The sequence below is a fragment of the Reyranella sp. GW821-FHT12G01 genome, from assembly GCF_058806575.1.
This window is the reverse complement of sequence record NZ_JBXAPV010000001.1, coordinates 874,957-892,141: the sequence shown is the minus strand read 5'-3', so window position 1 is coordinate 892,141 and position 17,185 is coordinate 874,957. Positions and strand designations below refer to the sequence as shown.

22 protein-coding genes are annotated in these 17,185 nt (G+C 66.6%); 8 read left to right on the top strand and 14 right to left on the bottom strand.

Translation table 11 applies throughout. The annotated features are described in order from the left end of the window. Positions 1–2 precede the first annotated feature (2 nt). The 7 genes from fumC to rsmI are packed head-to-tail and all read right to left on the bottom strand — an operon-like array spanning position 3 to position 5,555. Positions 3–1,406 carry a class II fumarate hydratase gene (fumC, locus tag AC1RP5_RS04395; protein ID WP_493109366.1) on the bottom strand — a complete coding sequence of 468 codons (1,404 nt, stop codon included), beginning with the start codon at positions 1,404–1,406 and terminating at the stop codon, positions 3–5. A 52-nt stretch (positions 1,407–1,458) separates the two neighbouring features. Continuing rightward, positions 1,459–1,902 carry an alternative ribosome rescue aminoacyl-tRNA hydrolase ArfB gene (gene arfB / locus AC1RP5_RS04390; protein WP_493109364.1) on the bottom strand — a complete coding sequence of 148 codons (444 nt, stop codon included), beginning with the start codon at positions 1,900–1,902 and terminating at the stop codon, positions 1,459–1,461. Next, a complete protein-coding gene (locus AC1RP5_RS04385; RefSeq protein WP_493109363.1) occupies positions 1,899–2,462 on the bottom strand; it encodes an ankyrin repeat domain-containing protein in 564 nt (187 codons plus the stop codon). Before AC1RP5_RS04385 ends, arfB begins: the two co-directional genes overlap by 4 nt. Then, positions 2,462–3,421: a glutathione synthase gene (gshB, locus tag AC1RP5_RS04380; protein WP_493109362.1), complete on the bottom strand. Its 960-nt coding sequence runs from the start codon at positions 3,419–3,421 to the stop codon at positions 2,462–2,464. Before gshB ends, AC1RP5_RS04385 begins: the two co-directional genes overlap by 1 nt. 44 nt (positions 3,422–3,465) lie before the next feature. Further along, positions 3,466–4,293, bottom strand: coding sequence for a SirB1 family protein (locus AC1RP5_RS04375; protein ID WP_493109361.1), 828 nt, complete (start codon positions 4,291–4,293; stop codon positions 3,466–3,468). Between the two features lie 3 nt (positions 4,294–4,296). Next, entirely contained in the window at positions 4,297–4,662 is a 366-nt protein-coding gene (locus AC1RP5_RS04370) for a YraN family protein (RefSeq protein WP_493109360.1), read from the bottom strand. After that, on the bottom strand, positions 4,659–5,555 hold the full coding sequence (rsmI, locus tag AC1RP5_RS04365; RefSeq protein ID WP_493109359.1) for a 16S rRNA (cytidine(1402)-2'-O)-methyltransferase: 897 nt from the start codon (positions 5,553–5,555) through the stop codon (positions 4,659–4,661). Before rsmI ends, AC1RP5_RS04370 begins: the two co-directional genes overlap by 4 nt. A 29-nt stretch (positions 5,556–5,584) precedes the next feature. On the opposite strand from rsmI, the gene AC1RP5_RS04360 reads away from it, so the two are divergent. Then, the gene (locus AC1RP5_RS04360; RefSeq protein ID WP_493109358.1) at positions 5,585–6,760 is read left to right on the top strand and encodes a penicillin-binding protein activator; all 1,176 of its coding nucleotides are present in this window, start codon (positions 5,585–5,587) and stop codon (positions 6,758–6,760) included. 1 nt (position 6,761) lies between these two features. Continuing rightward, positions 6,762–7,484, top strand: a complete 723-nt coding sequence (locus tag AC1RP5_RS04355) for an HAD family hydrolase (protein ID WP_493109357.1) — start codon at positions 6,762–6,764, stop codon at positions 7,482–7,484. Between the two features lie 15 nt (positions 7,485–7,499). On the opposite strand, the gene AC1RP5_RS04350 is transcribed toward AC1RP5_RS04355, so the two are convergent. Next, positions 7,500–8,309: an aspartyl/asparaginyl beta-hydroxylase domain-containing protein gene (locus AC1RP5_RS04350; protein ID WP_493109356.1), complete on the bottom strand. Its 810-nt coding sequence runs from the start codon at positions 8,307–8,309 to the stop codon at positions 7,500–7,502. A gap of 194 nt (positions 8,310–8,503) precedes the next feature. On the opposite strand from AC1RP5_RS04350, the gene AC1RP5_RS04345 reads away from it, so the two are divergent. Together AC1RP5_RS04345 and AC1RP5_RS04340 are read left to right on the top strand one after the other, a co-directional pair. Next, positions 8,504–9,394, top strand: a complete 891-nt coding sequence (locus AC1RP5_RS04345; RefSeq protein ID WP_493109355.1) for a class I SAM-dependent methyltransferase — start codon at positions 8,504–8,506, stop codon at positions 9,392–9,394. A gap of 8 nt (positions 9,395–9,402) precedes the next feature. Next, positions 9,403–9,705 carry a hypothetical protein gene (locus AC1RP5_RS04340; protein ID WP_493109354.1) on the top strand — a complete coding sequence of 101 codons (303 nt, stop codon included), beginning with the start codon at positions 9,403–9,405 and terminating at the stop codon, positions 9,703–9,705. A 176-nt stretch (positions 9,706–9,881) separates the two neighbouring features. On the opposite strand, the gene AC1RP5_RS04335 is transcribed toward AC1RP5_RS04340, so the two are convergent. Further along, positions 9,882–10,229: a (2Fe-2S) ferredoxin domain-containing protein gene (locus AC1RP5_RS04335; RefSeq protein ID WP_493109352.1), complete on the bottom strand. Its 348-nt coding sequence runs from the start codon at positions 10,227–10,229 to the stop codon at positions 9,882–9,884. 9 nt (positions 10,230–10,238) lie between these two features. Beyond that, positions 10,239–10,505, bottom strand: coding sequence for a DUF6489 family protein (locus AC1RP5_RS04330; RefSeq protein ID WP_493109351.1), 267 nt, complete (start codon positions 10,503–10,505; stop codon positions 10,239–10,241). A gap of 43 nt (positions 10,506–10,548) precedes the next feature. Here AC1RP5_RS04330 and AC1RP5_RS04325 point away from each other — a divergent pair, with 43 nt between their 5' ends. Next, a complete protein-coding gene (locus AC1RP5_RS04325; protein WP_493109350.1) occupies positions 10,549–11,712 on the top strand; it encodes a diaminopropionate ammonia-lyase in 1,164 nt (387 codons plus the stop codon). A 7-nt stretch (positions 11,713–11,719) separates the two neighbouring features. Here the strand turns inward: AC1RP5_RS04325 and AC1RP5_RS04320 are convergent, their stop codons facing one another. Both AC1RP5_RS04320 and AC1RP5_RS04315 read right to left on the bottom strand, forming a co-directional pair. Beyond that, complete coding sequence (locus tag AC1RP5_RS04320) at positions 11,720–12,697, bottom strand: Bug family tripartite tricarboxylate transporter substrate binding protein (RefSeq protein WP_493109349.1); 978 nt, start codon at positions 12,695–12,697, stop codon at positions 11,720–11,722. Then, positions 12,694–13,467 (bottom strand): IclR family transcriptional regulator, encoded by a 774-nt coding sequence (locus AC1RP5_RS04315; RefSeq protein ID WP_493109348.1) that lies wholly within the window; start codon positions 13,465–13,467, stop codon positions 12,694–12,696. Before AC1RP5_RS04315 ends, AC1RP5_RS04320 begins: the two co-directional genes overlap by 4 nt. A 76-nt stretch (positions 13,468–13,543) precedes the next feature. On the opposite strand from AC1RP5_RS04315, the gene AC1RP5_RS04310 reads away from it, so the two are divergent. From AC1RP5_RS04310 to AC1RP5_RS04300, 3 genes are all read left to right on the top strand, one after another. After that, a complete protein-coding gene (locus tag AC1RP5_RS04310; protein ID WP_493109347.1) occupies positions 13,544–14,335 on the top strand; it encodes a citrate/2-methylcitrate synthase in 792 nt (263 codons plus the stop codon). A 91-nt stretch (positions 14,336–14,426) separates the two neighbouring features. Beyond that, positions 14,427–15,047, top strand: a complete 621-nt coding sequence (locus tag AC1RP5_RS04305; RefSeq protein WP_493109346.1) for a hypothetical protein — start codon at positions 14,427–14,429, stop codon at positions 15,045–15,047. A gap of 70 nt (positions 15,048–15,117) precedes the next feature. Further along, positions 15,118–15,861, top strand: a complete 744-nt coding sequence (locus AC1RP5_RS04300; RefSeq protein ID WP_493109345.1) for a creatininase family protein — start codon at positions 15,118–15,120, stop codon at positions 15,859–15,861. 13 nt (positions 15,862–15,874) lie between these two features. Here the strand turns inward: AC1RP5_RS04300 and AC1RP5_RS04295 are convergent, their stop codons facing one another. After that, positions 15,875–16,735, bottom strand: coding sequence for a DMT family transporter (locus AC1RP5_RS04295; protein ID WP_493109344.1), 861 nt, complete (start codon positions 16,733–16,735; stop codon positions 15,875–15,877). 42 nt (positions 16,736–16,777) lie between these two features. After that, the gene (locus tag AC1RP5_RS04290) at positions 16,778–17,182 is read right to left on the bottom strand and encodes an EVE domain-containing protein (RefSeq protein WP_493109343.1); all 405 of its coding nucleotides are present in this window, start codon (positions 17,180–17,182) and stop codon (positions 16,778–16,780) included. Between the last annotated feature and the right edge of the window lie 3 nt (positions 17,183–17,185).

Genomic DNA, 17,185 nt, shown 5'->3' with positions numbered 1-17,185 from the left:
CCCTACTCCGTCGCGACATACGGATGGACCATCTTGGACGGGTCGACCACGCGGTTGAACTCGGCCTCGGTCACATACTCGAGCTTCAACGCGGCTTCCTTCAAGGTAAGGTCGTGGTCGATCGCGTAGTGGGCGATCTTCGAGGCCTTGTCGTAGCCGATGACCGGCGCCAGCGCCGTCACCAGCATCAGCGAGCGGTCGACATATTCCTTGATCTTCTTGAGGTTGGGCTGGGTGCCCTCGACCAGGAACTTGCGGAAGTTGGCGCAGCCGTCGGTCATCAGCGTGATCGAGTGCGCGATGTTGTAGATCATCAGCGGCTTGTAGACGTTCATCTCGAGATAGCCGCTGGCGCCGCCGAAGCCGACCGCCACGTCGTTCGCCATGACCTGCACCGCGATCATGGTCAGCGCCTCGGCCTGGGTCGGGTTGACCTTGCCCGGCATGATCGACGAGCCCGGCTCGTTCTCCGGGATGTGCAACTCGGCGAAGCCGGCACGCGGGCCGCACGACATCAGGCGGATGTCATTGCCGATCTTGTAGAGCGAGACGGCGAGCGTGCGGAACGCGCCCGAGAGCTGGACCAGCGCATCGTGCGCGCCCTGCACCGTGAACTTGTTGGGTGCCGTCACGAACGGCAGGCCCGTCAGCTTGGCGATTTCCGCCGCCGCTTCCTCGGCAAAGCCCGGCGCTGCATTGATGCCGGTACCGACCGCCGTGCCGCCCAGCGCCAGGCGATAGACGCCCTTCAGCGCATCCTCGATCCGCTCGATATTGTCGGCCAGCATGCCGGCATAGCCCGACCATTCCTGGCCGAGCGTGATCGGCGTCGCATCCTGCATGTGGGTGCGACCGATCTTCACGATGTCGGCCCACTCCTTGGCCTTGGCGTCCATCGCGTCATGCAGCGCCTTCAAGGACGGCAGCAGGCGCTCCTTGGTGTTGACCGCGGCCGCGACGTACATCGTCGACGGAAACGAATCGTTCGACGATTGCGACATGTTCACGTGGTCGTTGGGATGCACCGGCTTCTTCGAGCCGAGCGGCGTGCCGGCAAGCTGGCAACAGCGATTCGAGATCACCTCGTTCACGTTCATGTTGAACTGCGTGCCGCTGCCGGTCATCCAGACGTGCAGCGGGAACATGTCGTGATGCTGGCCGGCCAGGATCTCGTCGCAGGTTTCGACGATCAGCTTGTGCGCAGTGTCGTCGAGCCGCTTGCCGTCGTGGTTGGCATTGGCGCAGGCCTTCTTGAGCGTCGCGTAGGCGGTGATCATCTCGCGCGGCATCAGGTCCTTGCCGATGCTGAAATGCTCGAGCGAGCGCTGTGTCTGGGCGCCCCAGAGCTTGTCGGCGGGAACGCTTACCTCGCCGAGGCTGTCTGTTTCCTTGCGAACGTCTGCCACACGCCACCTCATCTGTTTGAGGTTGCGACACTAACGCAAACATTTTGCGTCGTCAGTCGTCGGATGACCGCCCACGCCGCAGGGATTTGACGGCGCCGTGACGCTTCTTGTCATCGACCCGCCGGCGCTTGGCGGCGCGGCTCACCTTGGTCTTCACGCGCGGCGCCGGCTTGTGGGTCGCCTCGCGGATCAACTCGATCAGGCGGGCGAGCGCCTCCTCGCGGTTGCGCAACTGGCTGCGCTGGCCCTGGGCCACCAGGACCAGCACGCCGTCACGCGTCAGGCGCCGTCCCGCCAGTCGCTCCAGCCGTTCCCGGACATCGTCTGGCAGCGACGGCGAACGCCGCACGTCGAAGCGAAGCTGGACGGCCGTCGAGGTGGTGTTGACGTGCTGGCCGCCCGGTCCGGCGGCTCGCACGAAGCTTTCCTGGATCTCGTCCGGGTCGATCGACAGCGAACCGGTGATCCGGATCGGCGCCGCCCCGGCCGTCGTCATTCCTTGCCGCCGGCCGTCCGCAGCATCGCCTCGATCGGCGCCCGGTTGTTCTGGCGCGCATAGGTCAGCGCCGTGCGGCCGGTGAAGTCGCGCATGTTGGGATCGGCCTTCTTGGCCAGCAGCATCTTGACGATTTCGGCATAGCCGCGCGTCGTCGCGATCATCAGGGCCGTCTGGCCCTGGCGGTTCTGCGAACGGACGCTGGCGTTGCGCCGCAGCAGGATCTCGATGATGTCGACATCGTTCTTCTCGGCCGCACGCAGCAGGGCGGTGTAGCCGTCGCGATCGACGGCATCGACCACCGCGCCGCCTTTCAGCAGGGTCTCGACCACGGGGATCTGGCCCGCCTGGACCGCCACGGTCAGCAGCGGCGTGCCGTTGTTCGCCGTCTGGTTGGGGCTTTCACCCCGAAGCAGCGCCTGGCGGACCTTCTCTTCGTCGCCGTCAGTCACCGACTTCACGATCTGCTTCTGGCCGAACAGGTCGGAGCTCGAAGCCTGCGCGAAGGCCACGCCGGCCGGCAGGATCATCGACAGGGAAAGAAACGTGCGTCGGATCATCACTTGCTCCTTCGGGTTTCCTGGTAACGCACCTCGATGCGGTCCCAAATCTGCGCCTCGAGCGAAACACCGTCGAAGCGGTTGATCTGCTGCAAGCCGGTCGGCGAGGTGACGTTGATCTCGGTGAGATACCCGCCGATCACGTCGATGCCGACGAAGATCAGGCCGCGCTTCGCCAGCTCCGGCCCGATCGTCTCGCAAAGCTCGATCTCGCGGTTGGTCAGCCCGGCCTTCACCGCCTTGCCGCCGACATGCATGTTGGAGCGCGCCTCGCCTTCGGCCGGCACGCGATCGATCGCACCGACCGCCTTGCCGTCGATCAGGATGATGCGTTTGTCGCCCTTGCGGACCTCGGGAAGATAACGCTGGGCGATCACCGGCTCGCGGCTGCGCTGCGAGAACATCTCCAGCAGCGAGGCGAAATTCTCGTCGTCGGGACGCACGCGGAAGACGCCGGCGCCGCCATTGCCGAACAGCGGCTTCAGGATGATGTCCTTGTGCTCGTCGCGGAACTCACGCAACGCGCGCGCATCCGACGTGATCAAGGTCGGCGGCATCACATTGTCGAAATGCGTGACGAACAGCTTCTCCGGCGCGTTGCGCACGCTGGCCGGATCGTTGACCACCAGCGTCTTGGGATGGATGTGCTCGAGCAGGTGCGTCGTCGTGATGTACGACATGTCGAACGGCGGATCCTGGCGCAGCAGCACCACGTCGATCGTCGACAGGTCGAGCATCTCGGGGGCGCCCAGGGTGAAGTGGTTGCCCTTCTCGCGGCGCAGCGTCATTGGCTGCGCGCGCGCCATCACCTTGCGGTCACGGAAGATGAGATCCGGCGGCGTGTAGTGCCATACCGTATGTCCGCGCCGTTCGGCTTCCAGTCCCAGCACGAAGGTCGAATCGCCGTCGATATCGATCGTCGAGACATGGTCCATCTGGATGGCGACGCTGAGCTTCATGGGCTGATCCTGATTGCGGGCTCGGGACGAAGGTCGACAGGGTTTCAGTTAAGGCCGCGGCGCAGTTCCTGCAACAGGGCCGAGGCGCGGCGACGCAGGCCGGCATCGCCGTCGAGCTGGAGGATGCGCTCATAGGCGGCGATGGCCGCCCGCCGCTTGTCGAGCCGCGCATTGAGCTGGCCAGCCTCGAACAGGAGCTCCACCCGGTCCGGCGCGATCGCCAGCATGCGGTCGAGCGAACGGGCGGCGCCCGGCCAGTCCTCGCGCTTGGCGAGGCGAAGCCGGACGTTGTTTTCCAGGCGCAGCAGCACGTCGCGGTCGGAAACAGGGTCGAAATGCCCCGGCGCCAGTTCGGCATCGGGTCCAAGGACCTGGCGCAGCAGCTTGCGCAGGTCGGCTGCATCGCGCACGGCCCCCTCGTGGAAGGGGTCGACGACATGCCGCGCACCGTCGATGCCAATGCGGATCAGGAAATGACCGGGGAAGGCCAGGCCCTCGGCCGCCCAACCCTGGGCGCGCGCCACATGCAGATAAAGGATCGACAGTGCCACCGGCAGGCCCTTGCGTCGCTCGATGACGCGCACGAGGTCCGCATTCTGCAGATCGTCGTAGGTCTCGCTGTCGCCACGATAGGCGTAGGAGCGCGCGATCACTTCGGACAGTGCTTCGGCCGAGTCCCCGCGGCGATGCACGAGGTCCGCGAGGTCGGTGGACATCGCCGTCACCTGCTGGCGGAAGGGCGCCAGCTCGATCGCCTCGGCACGCCCCAGCTTGCTCAGCAGGAAGCCCGCCTCGAGAAGGTCGATCCGTTCGCCGTCGCCAGCGCACAGATCCTTCAGCCGCGCCAGATCACTCGCCACGTCGTTCGTCACGCATCACTCCGGCGCTTGCCAGACGTCGGGCAGATGGCGTGGCCACACGCCACCGACCAGCACCGCATCGAAGCGCACCGAGCAGGCGGCATAGCGCGGATGGTGGGCGATGAACAGGCTGGCGGCGCGCGACACGCGACCGAACTGCCGGTCGCCCAGCGCATCGGCCGCCTTGATGAAATCGCCGCGCGCCTTCACCTCGACGAAGGCAAGCACGTTGCCGCGGCGGGCCACGATGTCGATCTCGCCCAGTCGCGTCTTGTAGCGGCGCATCAGGATCGAATAGCCGCCCAGCCGCAGCCGCCACACCGCACGCCATTCCGCGGTATGGCCCATGCGATAGGCCTTCTGGCGGGCCTGGATGGTCATGCCGCACCGCGCTTCAACTCGAGCGCGCGGGCATAGACGTCGCGCCGCTTCAGCCCGTAGCGCGCCGCCACCTCGGCGGCGGCATCCTTGACCGACGCGCCCGTCATGGCCTCGCGCAGCGCCTCGTCGATCGCGTCGGAGCTGCGCTCCGTCTCGGCCGAGGGCGCGCCGATCACGATCACGATCTCGCCCTTCACGTCGGGGTTCTTCGCATAGTGAGCGGCGAGCCGGGCGAGCGAAGCGCGGCGGACCTCTTCGAACAGCTTGGTGAGCTCGCGCGCCACGGCGGCCGGACGGTCGCCCAGCAGTTCCGCCAGGTCGGCCAGCGCCTCGGGCAGCCGGTGTGGCGCCTCGAAGAACACCAGGGTCGAGGGGATCGCCGCCACCTCGCCGATGGCCCGGCGCCGCTCGGTCTGCTTGGCCGGCAGGAAACCCGCGAAGAAGAAGCGGTCGGTCGGCAGCCCCGAGAGGGCCAGCGCCATCGGCACGGCCGAGGCGCCCGGCGCCGAGGTGACGGGATGGCCCGCCTCGACGGCGGCGCGGACCAGCCGGTAGCCGGGATCGGAGATCAGCGGCATGCCGGCGTCCGAGACCAGGGCGACCCGCTTGCCGTCGGCGAGGGCCCGGACGAGCCGCGGCTCGGACTTCTCCTGCGTGGCGTCGCTGTAGGAGACGGTCGGAACATCGATGCCGTAATGGGTCGCGAGTTTGGCGAACACCCGTGTGTCCTCGCAGGCGATCAGGTCGGCCGCCTGCAGCACGTCCAGTGCACGCAGGGTGATGTCGCGCATGTTGCCGATCGGTGTGGCAACAATATGCAGCCCCGGGGCGAGCGGCGGCGGTTTACGCGGGGGCTGCCCGTCGGTAGCTTGGGGCCGTTCGTCCAAGTTCATCTGCTTTCGATCGCCGGAGTTTCGCGCCGATGCGTAGGTCATTCATTGCGCTTGCCACTGCCGCCCTTCTCCTGGGTGCCTGCAGCGAGCCGCCCAAGACTAGCACGCCGGCCAAGCAATCGGTGACTGTTGCCGCCAAGCCCGGTTCGCCCCTCACGGCATCGGGCAAGGTGCGCATTGCCCTGCTGCTGCCGCTCAGCGGCCGCGCCGCGCCGATCGGGCAGGCCATGCAGCAGGCCGCCGAAATGGCCCTGTTCGACAGCGGCGCCAAGGAGCTGGCGCTGTCGGCCTATGACAGCGGCGAGAGCGCCGAAACCGCCGTCGAGGCCTATCGCAAGGCCAGCCTCGACGGCGCAGCCCTCGTGCTGGGACCGCTCTACGGCACGTCGGCAAGCGCGCTGGCCCCGCTGGTGAACCAGGGCGGCATGAACGTCATCGCCTTCTCCAACGACGAGCAGGTCGCCCAGCGCGGCGTCTGGATCATGGGCATCGCCGCCCCGCCGCAGGTCCGTCGCGTCGTCGACCATGCGCTCCAGTCCGGCATCCGCCGCTTCGCGACCTTCGCGCCGCAGACCACCTATGGCCAGCAGATGGCCCGCACGCTCGAGACCTATGTGACGACGCGCGGAGGCACCGTGGTCGGCAGCGAGTTCTTCGACACCAACGGCTCGGACATCCCGGCCCAGGCACGCCAGCTCGCCGCGTCGGCCAAGGGTGACGGCGGCAAGGTCGCGGTCCTGGTGCCCGTGGCGCCGCCCCTCCTTTCGACGGCGCTTGCCTCCCTCGCGACGAACGGTCTCGACGGCCGCGCGGTCCAGTTCATGGGCACGGGTTCCTGGGATTTCCCCGGCGTCGGCGCCGAAACGATGCTGCGCGGTGCCTGGTATGCCGCGCCCGATCCCGCGAAGCGCGCCGATTTCGAACGCCGTTTCGTCTCGACCTATGGTCGGCCGCCGCATCGGCTGGCGACGCTCGCCTATGACGGCGTGGGCCTTGCCGGCAACCTGGCGCGGTCGCGGCCGGGCGGCGACTTCTCGGCCGAGGCGATCACCAATCCCAACGGCTGGTCCGGCGTCGACGGCATCTTCCGCTTCCTGCCCGACGGCCGCTCCGAGCGGGCATTGGCCGTGATCGAGATCCAGGGCGAGCGCGGCGTGGTTATCAGCCCCGCACCGACGACCTTCGCCGGCCAGCCGACCAACTGAGATGGCCAATCTCCCTCGCGCTATCCTGTTCGACCTCGACGACACGCTGATCCGCGCTTACGCCCAGCCGGAGGAGGCGTGGACGCGCCTGCTCCATGTCTTCGCCGCCCATCTCGACGCCCACGACGAAGCGGCCATCGCGCGCGTGCGCGTCGCCGTCATGGAGGAAGCGCGCGCCTTCTGGAACGACCGGGCGGAAGCCGCGAAATGGCGGCTGAACATTCCCGGCGCCCGCCGCCTGTCGGTGCGCCGCGGCCTTGCGAAGCTCGGCCGTGAAGACGACGCGCTGGCCGATCGCATCGCCGACTCGTTCACCGAGTTGCGGCGCAAGGAATACCGGCTCTATCCCGATGCCCATGCCACCGTCGACGCGCTGCGCGACGCCGGCGTTCGTCTGGCCCTCGTCACCAATGGCGCGGCCGAGACGCAGCGCGCCAAGATCGAGCGTTTCGACCTCGCGCATCGTTTCCACCACATCCAGATCGAGGGCGAGTTCGGACAGGGCAAGCCCGAGCTCGGCGTCTATCGGCACGCGCTGGAGCGGCTGGGCGTCGCGCCGGAAGAGGCCTGGATGGTCGGCGACAATTACGAGTGGGAAGTCGTGGCACCGCAGGCGCTCGGCATGTGCGGCATCTGGTACGACCCGTTCGAGGCCGGCGTGCCGGCCCATGCCACCGCCAAGCCGACCCGTATCATCAGGCGGCTTGCCGAACTGGTGGAATAGAAAGCGCGAGAAGCGCTAGGTCGCGCCGTTGCTGGCGGGGCGCGGCGGCACGCCGATGGCGGCGCGGTCATAGACCGCCTTCACCTCGGCGCTGCGGCGACCGATCTCGTAGCGCAAGCCGGTATAGACGTTCACCGGGAACGGCATGTTGGCGTTGAAGTCGATGATCAGCACGACGCGCGTCTCGTCGGTCTGGTTCTTCACCCAATGCTCGCGCGTGTCGTCGAACACGAGCGGCACACCCTCTTCCCAATGGAAGTGGTGGCCACCGATCTCGATCCAGCACTTCTCCGGCTCGCTCGGCACGATCAGCGGATAGTGAAAGCGGATCACGCCGGCGGCAGAGCCCCGGTGCGGCTCGATCTCGGCGCGGCCGGCCAGGATGCTGAACAGCGCGGTATGGACGCCCGGGATGCGGTTGATGGCGGCGATCGTGTCGGGCACCGCCGCGGTGTTCTCGCTGATCTCGTGGCCGTAGATCTTCAGCAGGAAGGTGCGCCAGGCGCGGCCGGGGACGTAGAGATCGCGCGGGTGGACCTCGTGGAGCGCCGGGATTTCTTCATGGTGGCTGAGCAGGTACTGCAGGTCAGCCTTGATCTTGTCGTGGCTCTTCTTCAGCTCGCCCAGTACCGGAAAGACCCTCAGCGCATCCTCGGCCGCCAGCGGCAGCTTGGGCATGTTGTCGAGGATGATGTCCGCCATCTTGAGGTTGAGCTTCTCGAGCGGCTCCTGCGGGACCCAAAAGTGCTTGGTGAAGTAGAAGCGGCCCTTCTGTCCAACGCCTTGCGGCTGTTCAGCGTCGTGTGACTGATCCATCGTCGTCATGGCGGGAGCGATCCTACCTGCTTTCAGAAACCCATTTGCACGGATGGCGCAACTTCAATGCGCCTTCCTCATCGCATCGTGGCGGCATTTCTGAGACAAACACCGCCCCGATGCAAGGCGACCAAAAGCCCACCACGGCTTCGGCGGCATGTAAGAATGGATTATGGTGGGATCATGGAAATCAGGACGGATCGATGACTGAGCAAGCTGAGCCCGCCGGCGCGTCGCCGGAAGCCATTCGCGCCCATTACGACGTCGGAAACGAATTCTACCGGCTGTGGCTCGACGAGACGATGACCTATTCGTCCGCCATGTGGGAAGACGAGAACGACACCGCGCCTCTCGCCGACGCCCAGCGCAACAAGATCAACTGGCACCTGCGTAGCTCGGGCGCCGATCGCGCCACGAGCGTGCTCGATATCGGCTGCGGTTGGGGCGGCATGCTGCGCGCCGCCGTCGCCAATCGCGCTCTCGGGGCGCCGCCGCTGGCGCGCGGGGTCGGGCTGACCCTGAGCGACGCCCAGGCCGAACTGGCCCGCGCGGCGATCCGCGCCGCCGGTTCCCCGCCGGTGGAAATCCGCGTCGAGAGCTGGGCCGATCACCAGCCGGCCGAACCCTATGGCGCCATCATCTCGGTCGGCGCCTTCGAGCATTTCACCAAGCCTAAGGACGATTCGGCCACCAAGATCGAGATCTACCGCCATTTCTTCACCCGGTGCCGGGACATGCTGGCGGAGAACGGCCGGATGACCCTGCAAACCATCGCTTATGGCGATCCCGACGATAAGGTGCCGATCGGCCCGCTGGTCGAGGACATTTTCCCTGAATCGGAGCTGCCGCGCCTGCCCGAGATCATCGCCGCGTCGAACAATCTCTTCGAGATCGAGCGGTTCCGGAACGACCGAAACGACTATGGCCGGACCTGTGAGATCTGGGCCGCCACCCTCAAGGAAAAGCGGCCCGAGGCGATCGCCATGGTCGGCAAGGACCAGACGCGGCGGTACGAGCGCTACCTGAAGTTCTCCGCCTGGGGCTTCTTCTCGCACCGCCTGCACCTGCTGCGCTTCCGGCTGAAGCGCCGCTAGGAATTGCCATGACCACCCTCGACGCCTTCACCAGCAGTGTCTCGGCGGCTGAGCCGCCGGCCGGGGCCGGGCCTGCCCTGCAGGCCCTGTGGTGGGCGCGTCGGGGCGATTGGGGACAGGCTCACGAATGCGTCCAGGCACACGAGGGGGAGCGGGACTGCGACAGCGTCCACGCCCATCTCCATCGCCAGGAAGGCGACCTGTCCAACGCCGGCTACTGGTACCGGCGCGCGGGCCGGCCGGTGCCCGCTCTGTCGCTCGAGGAGGAATGGACCGCGCTGGCGACCGAGATGCTGGGCACTGGCTCGTAACCGCGCGGTCGCGAAAAAGTCACATCGACACCGGCAACAGCCCTTCAGGCTTCGGCGTTAGGCCTTTGAGGAGGCCATGCCATGCTGGGCGTCATCGTCGTCCTGATCATCTTCGCCGGATCCCAATGGGTCGGACACCGCGACACGCGCGGCATCTGACCTCGGGGTTTTGACGATCAGTCTTCCGGCTTCAACATCAGCCGCTCGACGCGACCACCCTTGACCAGGTGTGTGTCCAAGACCTCGTCGATGTCTTCCTTGGTCGGCACCTTGTACCAGATGCCCTCGGGATAGATGACGATGGTCGGCCCAAGCTCGCAGCGGTCGAGACATCCGGCATTGTTGATCCGGACGTTCTTCAGCCCCAGCGCCTTGGCCTTGCTCTTCATGTGATCGCGGAGCGCCTCGCCGCCACGCTCGGCACAGCAGCCGCGCGGATGGCCGGCCGGGCGCCGGTTGGTGCAGCAGAAAACGTGGGCTTCGTAGTAGGGCTTGGGATCGGCTGGCTTGTCACGCTGGCTCATGATCTTGGCCTATTCCTTCTTGGTCGATCCGCCGGTGGCGATGTTGGCGAGCTGGGACCAGAAGACCTGTTGCATCTGCTGCATCTGGTCCATGCCCTGCATGGAAGCCGGCAGCCAGGTCTTGAAGATGGTCTCGGGGTTCATGGCGCCGAGGCTGTTGCGCAGGCGCTCCTCGATTTCGCCCATGATGCGATCCTGCATGGGCTTGATGTCCGGCAGTCCCATGAAGGCGCGGGCCTCCTCGGGGGTGCAGTTCACTTCGACATTCACCTTCATGGGCCACTCCGTTTTGAGGAGCTTAGCATGCTATGACCGGGGCATGACGACCCCCTGGCTGGCCAAGAATCCGCGCGCCAAGCGCCCCCGCGAATTCGGTCGCGAACAGCAGTTCGTGATCAACCCCAACGGCATCCCCGAACTGTGCGAGGAGCTCAAGGCCTGCCCAGCCCACAAGCCGACGCCGCTGTACGAGCTGCCGGCGCTGGCCGCCCGGCTGGGCGTGGGCGAGATCCGGGTCAAGGACGAGAGCCAGCGTTTCGGCTTCGGCGCCTTCAAGGCGCTGGGCGGCGTGATCGCCGTCGCCAACGTGCTGAGCAGCGCGGTCGGCGACGCCTATCACACGACGCCTTCCTTGGAGAGCGTGATGAAGGGCGAGCACAAGGAGATCACCGGCAAGTTCGTTTTCACCGCCGCCAGCTCGGGCAATCACGGCCGCTCGGTCGCGGCCGGCGCCAAGTTGTTCGGCAATCGCTGCGTGATCTTCCTGCCGAAGTTCACCAGCGCGGAAAAGGAAGCCGCGATCCGCGCACGTGGCGCCGAGGTGATCCGCGTCGACGGCGACTACGACACCGCGGTCGCCGAATGCCGCCGGCAGGCCGAAGCCAACGACTGGACGATCATCTCCGATACGTCGTGGGAAGGTTACGACTCGGTGCCGCGCAGCGTCATGCGCGGCTATTGCGTGCTGGTGCATGAGGCCGCCGTCCAGCAATGGGGCGCGGCACCCACGCATGTCTTCGTGCAGGCGGGCGTCGGCGGACTTGCTGCCGCCGTGATCGGCTATCTCTGGGCGGTGTGCGACGAGCGCCCGATCTCGATCGTGGTCGAGCCCGAAAGCGCCGACTGCTGGTTCCAGAGCAACCTTGCCGGCAAGCCGACGCTGGCGAGCGGCGACGCCGACACGGTGATGGGCGGTCTCGCCTGCCGCGAAATCTCGCCCGTGACCTGGCCGGTCATCGGCGAGGCGGCCGACTGGTTCATGACCATCAAGGAAGATGCGGTGCTGCCGACGCGCCGCCTCTATGCCGGCCCGCTGGGCAACGATCCCGCGATCATCTCCGGCCCGTCTGGCTGCGCGGGCCTCGCTGGCCTGATGCGCGTCTGCACCGACGCCGAAGCCTTCAAGGCGCTGGGCCTCGGCCCCACCTCGCGCGTGCTGCTGATCAACAGCGAGGGCAATCTCGGCGAGCCGCTGCCCTCGTAAAGAACCGTCACTCGGGCTGGATACCCGCGGCCTTGATGCGCTTGCCCCAGACCTCGAGCTGCGAGGCCACGAAGGCCGTGAACTCGGCCGGTGTCGACGGCGCGGGCTGCATGCCGATGGCGACGATGCGGGCCTGCACGTCGGGCTTGGCGAGGATCTCGGTGACGGCGGCGGACAGGCGATCGACGACGTCCTTGGGCAGACCAGCCAGCCCGGAGAGGCCGATCCACAGCACCGTGTCGAAGCCGCTGTAGCCCGCTTCCGTCAAGGTCGGGACTTCGGACAGCGCATCGATGCGCTTGGCCGTCGAGATGCCCAGGCCCTTCACCTTGCCCGCGCGGATCTGCGGCAGCGCGGTCGAGAGATCGGCGACCATGAACGACACCTCGTCGCTCATCACCGCCTGCAGCGCGGCAGCGGGCGTCTTGTAGGGCACAGCCAGCCCCTCGAACTTGCCCAAGGTGACCAGAGTCGAGGCGCCGACCAGAGCCGTTGGCGTGCCGTAGCCGAAGGTGAGCTTGCCGGGATTGGCGCGGCCATGGGCGACCAGTTCGCCCAGCGTCTTCGCCGGCACGCCGGGCGAGGCGACGACCACCTGCGGGAGTTCGACCCAGCGCGAGATATGGGTGAAGTCCTTGATCGGATCGTAGGGCACGCTCTTGAACAGCCACGGATTGGCCGAGTGCGTGGCGCTGGCGTCGACCAGCAGGGTGTAGCCGTCGGCCGGCGCCTTGGTGACGATCGTCGTGCCGATGAAGCCCGAAGCGCCGGGACGATTGTCGATCAGCACCGTCTGGTTCAGCGCCAGCCGCATCTCGTCGGCCATGATGCGCGCGATATTGTCCGAAGCGCTGCCGGCGCCGAAGGGAACGACCAGCTTGATGAGCTGGTTGGGATAAGCCTGCGCCGATGCGGGCGCGGCCGCGAGCGGCAGCGTGGCGGCGAGGCCGGCCGTGAAGGCACGGCGTCCCAGGAAGTTCTTCATTTTCTCGTCCTCCGCTTTTCATTGCTTGCGACCGTCGCAATGACGTCGTCGTCCAGAGGCCGGATCGCCTCGATCAGCTTCGCACCGGCCTGCGCCATCGACTTGCTTAGGCGTTGATGCGGCGCGGCCATCAGGACCGCATAGAGATCGCCGTCGATCCGCACCGGCACGCCGACGGCCGCGGTCTCCGGATGATATTCCCGCAGCGAATGGTACCAGCCGCGCGCCGCCGAGGCCGCGATGCGCGCCGAGAGCGCCGCACGCTCGGTGACGGTCTGATCCGTCAACTTCGGCAGCGGCAGCTTGGCGATCAGCGCCTCGCGCGCCGCGATGTCCATCCCGCCCAGCAGCGCGTGGCCCGAGGCACTGCAATGCAGTGGCTTGGTCTGGCCAACCTCGGCGGTGTAGCGCGTGATCTGTCGCGACTCGACGATGTCGAGATAGAGCGCCTGAGCGCCGACACGCTTGGCGAACAGGATCGTCTCGCCGGTTTCGTCGCGCAGCGCCTCGAGCACGGGGCGCACGCGCCGCAGCACCTGGTCGCGGCTGCTGATCCGCGTCGCATCGGCCAGCCAGCGGGTCGTCGGATAATAGTTGCCGCCGCGCAATTGGTAGAGATAGCCGGCGCCCTCGAGTGTCTGCAGCAGCGCGAGGCAGCTCGACTTCGGCAGCTTCAGGATGCGCGCGATCTCGCCCAGCGATGCAGGCGTCGGATCGGCCGCGAACATCTGCAGGATATCGAGGACGCGCTGTGCGCTCTTGACGGTCACCGGCTTCCTGCAAGTTTACATATATGAACACTCATGCGTATACCTGAACAGTATTTGATGAACAAGGGAGTGAGTCATGGCGGCGCGTGACATGTCGCAATGGGAGACGCAGATCTCCGAGATCCGCAGCAACGAGCGCGAGGAGGAGATCGAGGTCCGCGGCCGCTCCCTCTCGGACCTCGTCGGGCGCGCCAGCTTCGCCGAGATGACCTACCTGCTGCTGATGGGGCGGTTGCCCGAACCGGGACAGGGCAAGGTGCTCGACGCACTGCTCGTCGCCTCGATGGAGCACGGCCTCTCACCGCCCTCGATGATCGCACGCTGCTTCGCTTCCTACGGAACCTCGCTGCAGGCCGCGATCGGCGGCGGCGTCATCAGCTTCGGCGAGAAGATGGGCGGCGCCGGCGAGTGGCTGGCCCAGCATATGTTCGAGCGCGTCACGACGGCGGCAAAGTCGCAGGCCGTCGACGACACGCTGCTGGAGAAGATCGCCGACGACATGATCGCCGAGACCCGCGCGCGCGGCGCCCGCCTCCCCGGCTTCGGCATCCCGCTGCACGCCCGCGACCCGCGCTCGCCCATGCTGCTCGACATCGCCCGCAAGGAAGGCGTCTTCGGCACCTATTGCAAGCTCGCCACGATCCTGGAAGGCAAGATCCGCACGAAGGACGGCGCGCCGGTTCCCCTCAATCTCGACGGCGTCGCGGCGGCGCTGATCCTCGACATGGACATTCCCTGGCGCGCGGCGCGCCTGTTCATCATCATGCCGCGCACGGTGAGCATGACCGCGCATTACCTCGAGGAAAATGCGCAGGACACGCAGTGGCGCCATCTGCGCGAAGAACAGATTCACTACTCGCGCGATTGACATAACCAGAGATAGTTGCACTTCCCCTTCAGTAACGCGCCGTGGTAGCACTTCCCTCGCCGGGTCAACCGGCAGGGGGAGAAACGCGAGAATGAACGTTGGTAAACTGGCGGCCATTGGCCGCCTGATGATGGCTGTCGCCTTGCTGGCAACGACGGCAGCCTGCGCAACCGTGGTCGGCGGCACCACACAGGACGTCTACGTCGACACCGAACCCAAGGGCGCCACCTGTACGGCCAACCGCCAGGGCGCCGCCATCGGCTTCATCAAGGCGACGCCCGGCAAGACGAACCTTCCGCGCTCCAGCCAGACCGTCACCCTGAGCTGCGACCTCACGGGCTACGAACAGTCGAACGAGGTGCTGGTCGCAAGCTTCACCGGCGCCACGGTGGGCAACATCCTGCTGGGTGGCCTGGTCGGCGTCGCCATCGATGCCGCCTCGGGCGCCAACAACAAGTATCCCGACCGCGTGATGGTCATCCTGACGCCCGCGAGCTTCCCGAACGACGAGGCGCGCGACGCCCACTATGCCGGCATCCGCCAGCGCATCGAGGCCGGCGCCAAGGCCGAGATCGACCTGATCAACACGCGCTGCAGCTCGACCAATCGCGAGCTCTGCACCATCGAGGCCAAGCAGATTTCCGACGCCCGCGACAAGGCGCTGGCCGATCTCGACAAGCGCCGGCTGGCCGCGAAGGTTGTGCCAGCCTGATATCCTTGTCTCGCTGCACGAAGCGACGCATCCTGCGGGGAGCAAGGTAATCCCCCGCAGGAGTTCGTTCGTGCAGCTTCAACTCAAGACCTGGCAGTTCGTCGAGGACTATCTCAAGACCAAGACCGGCATCATCATTCCGATCGGCTCGACCGAGCAACACGGGCCGACCGGCCTGATCGGCACCGATGCGCTCACCGCCGAGATGGTGGGCCGCGGCGTCGGCGAGAAGGTGGGCGCGCTGGTGGCGCCGACGATCTCCGTCGGCATGGCCCAGCACCATCTCGACTTCGCGGGCTCGATCACGCTCAAGCCCACGACCCTGATCGCCGTCGTGCGCGACAACGTGCTGTCGCTGGCCAAGCACGGCTTCACGCGCTTCTTCTTCGTGAATGGCCACGGCGGCAACATCGCCACGGTGACCGCGGCCTTCTCCGAGATCTATGCCGAGCGCTCGATGGAGCGCATGAGCAACCAGCCGTCGATCAAGTGCGCCCTTCGCAACTGGTGGGACAGCCCGGGCATCAAGCGCCTCAGCTCCGAACTCTATCCGACCGGCGAAGGCAGCCATGCCACGGCCTCGGAAGTGGCGCTGACCTGGTACAAATATCCCGAGACGATGGACCGCCGCGTGCTCGAGCCGCGCATCGCGCCGAACGGATCCTTTGCCGACTCCGAGGACTATCGCCGCGCCTTCCCGGACGGCCGCATCGGCTCCGACCCGAGCCAGGCGACGCCCGAGCACGGCAAGCGCTTCTACGACACAGCCGTCGAGGAGGTGGCGCGCGACTACGAGGCGTGGATCGCCAGGTAAGCGACGCGCCCGCTCAGCTCCTGACCCTCTCGCGGTGCAGGATGTAGAGGCCTGAGCCGACAATCACGGCAATACCGGCAAGCGCCAGGGTGTTGGGGACCTCGCCCCACACCACGTAGCCGATGGCGAGCGCCCACAGGATCGACGAATAGCGGAACGGCACCATCACCGAGATCTCGCCGCCCGAGCGGAGCGCGATCACGAGGAACTGGTAGCCCATGGCGAGCAAAAGCGAGGACGCGATGAGATAGCCCCAGGCGTGCGCATCGATCGGTCGCCAGCCCTCGATCAAGGCCCAGATGCAGCCCACGACCGCGACGGTGATTGCCGTCGAGAAGGACACGACGAGGGTTGGCACGGCCGGCGGCAGATGGCGGGCGATGACGTCGCGGCAGGCGCTGAGGCAGGTGCCGGTGAGCGCTACCCAGGTCCAGCCGTTGATGTCGCCGGGCCGAGGCTGGATCACCAGCAGAACGCCCACGAAGCCCAGTCCGACCGCCGTCCAGCGCCGCCAGCGCACATCCTCTTTCAGGAACAGGACCGCGAGCACCGTCAGGATGAGCGGCATCGAGAGGTTGACGGCCGTAGCGATGGCGAAAGGGATCTGGAACAGCGCGATCAGGTAGATGATCGCCGCGGCTGCCTCCAGACCGCTGCGCAGCATGACCTTCGGATGCACCGCGTAGGAGATCTTGCGCCAGTCCCCGGTCGCCAGCAGCGCCAGCGTACACCAGAGCGTGGCAAACAGGCCGCGCACGCCGATCGCCTGGACCGACGGCATGTTCTCGGCGGCAAGCTTGATCAGCGCATCGTTGAAGATGAAGACGACGACCGACGCCAGCATCGCCACGATGCCGCGGGTGTTGTCGACCATGACCAGGTTGCCTTTCGGCTGATGAGTCGGCTGAGACGCCCGTTACTTGGCCATCTTTTCGATGAGCTTCCACTGCTCGGCGGAGACCGGCACGACGGAGAGCCGCGACTGGCGCACCAGGCCAAAATCCTTGAGCTTCGGATCGGCCTTGATAGCCGCCAGCGTCACCGGCGTCTTCACCGGCCCCAGCGCCTTCACGTCGACGGTGACGGCCTTGCCGGCCTCGTCGGTCGGATCGGGGTAGGCCGCCTTCACGACCTCGGCGATGCCGACGATCTCCTTGCCCTCGTTCGAATGGTAGAAGAAGCAATGGTCGCCGGGCTTCATCGCCTTGAGGTTCATCGCGGCCTGGGCATTGCGCACGCCGGTCCAGGACGTCTTCTTGTCCTTGACGAACTGCTCCCACGAATATGCCGACGGCTCGGACTTGATGAGCCAATAAGCCATTTC

Bases quoted from the DNA above. Each gene is read 5' to 3' on its own strand.
- AC1RP5_RS04335 (WP_493109352.1), bottom strand. From the start codon at position 10,229: ATGAGCCAGCGTGACAAGCCAGCCGATCCCAAGCCCTACTACGAAGCC.
- gshB (WP_493109362.1), bottom strand. From the start codon at position 3,421: ATGAAGCTCAGCGTCGCCATCCAGATGGACCATGTCTCGACGATCGAT.
- AC1RP5_RS04320 (WP_493109349.1), bottom strand. From the start codon at position 12,697: ATGAAGAACTTCCTGGGACGCCGTGCCTTCACGGCCGGCCTCGCCGCC.
- arfB (WP_493109364.1), bottom strand. From the start codon at position 1,902: ATGACGACGGCCGGGGCGGCGCCGATCCGGATCACCGGTTCGCTGTCG.
- AC1RP5_RS04290 (WP_493109343.1), bottom strand. From the start codon at position 17,182: ATGGCTTATTGGCTCATCAAGTCCGAGCCGTCGGCATATTCGTGGGAG.
- AC1RP5_RS04370 (WP_493109360.1), bottom strand. From the start codon at position 4,662: ATGACCATCCAGGCCCGCCAGAAGGCCTATCGCATGGGCCATACCGCG.
- AC1RP5_RS04350 (WP_493109356.1), bottom strand. From the start codon at position 8,309: ATGACGACGATGGATCAGTCACACGACGCTGAACAGCCGCAAGGCGTT.
- AC1RP5_RS04295 (WP_493109344.1), bottom strand. From the start codon at position 16,735: ATGGTCGACAACACCCGCGGCATCGTGGCGATGCTGGCGTCGGTCGTC.
- AC1RP5_RS04340 (WP_493109354.1), top strand. From the start codon at position 9,403: ATGACCACCCTCGACGCCTTCACCAGCAGTGTCTCGGCGGCTGAGCCG.
- AC1RP5_RS04325 (WP_493109350.1), top strand. From the start codon at position 10,549: ATGACGACCCCCTGGCTGGCCAAGAATCCGCGCGCCAAGCGCCCCCGC.
- AC1RP5_RS04355 (WP_493109357.1), top strand. From the start codon at position 6,762: ATGGCCAATCTCCCTCGCGCTATCCTGTTCGACCTCGACGACACGCTG.
- AC1RP5_RS04330 (WP_493109351.1), bottom strand. From the start codon at position 10,505: ATGAAGGTGAATGTCGAAGTGAACTGCACCCCCGAGGAGGCCCGCGCC.
- AC1RP5_RS04385 (WP_493109363.1), bottom strand. From the start codon at position 2,462: ATGATCCGACGCACGTTTCTTTCCCTGTCGATGATCCTGCCGGCCGGC.
- AC1RP5_RS04345 (WP_493109355.1), top strand. From the start codon at position 8,504: ATGACTGAGCAAGCTGAGCCCGCCGGCGCGTCGCCGGAAGCCATTCGC.
- AC1RP5_RS04310 (WP_493109347.1), top strand. From the start codon at position 13,544: ATGGCGGCGCGTGACATGTCGCAATGGGAGACGCAGATCTCCGAGATC.
- AC1RP5_RS04305 (WP_493109346.1), top strand. From the start codon at position 14,427: ATGAACGTTGGTAAACTGGCGGCCATTGGCCGCCTGATGATGGCTGTC.
- AC1RP5_RS04360 (WP_493109358.1), top strand. From the start codon at position 5,585: ATGCGTAGGTCATTCATTGCGCTTGCCACTGCCGCCCTTCTCCTGGGT.
- rsmI (WP_493109359.1), bottom strand. From the start codon at position 5,555: ATGAACTTGGACGAACGGCCCCAAGCTACCGACGGGCAGCCCCCGCGT.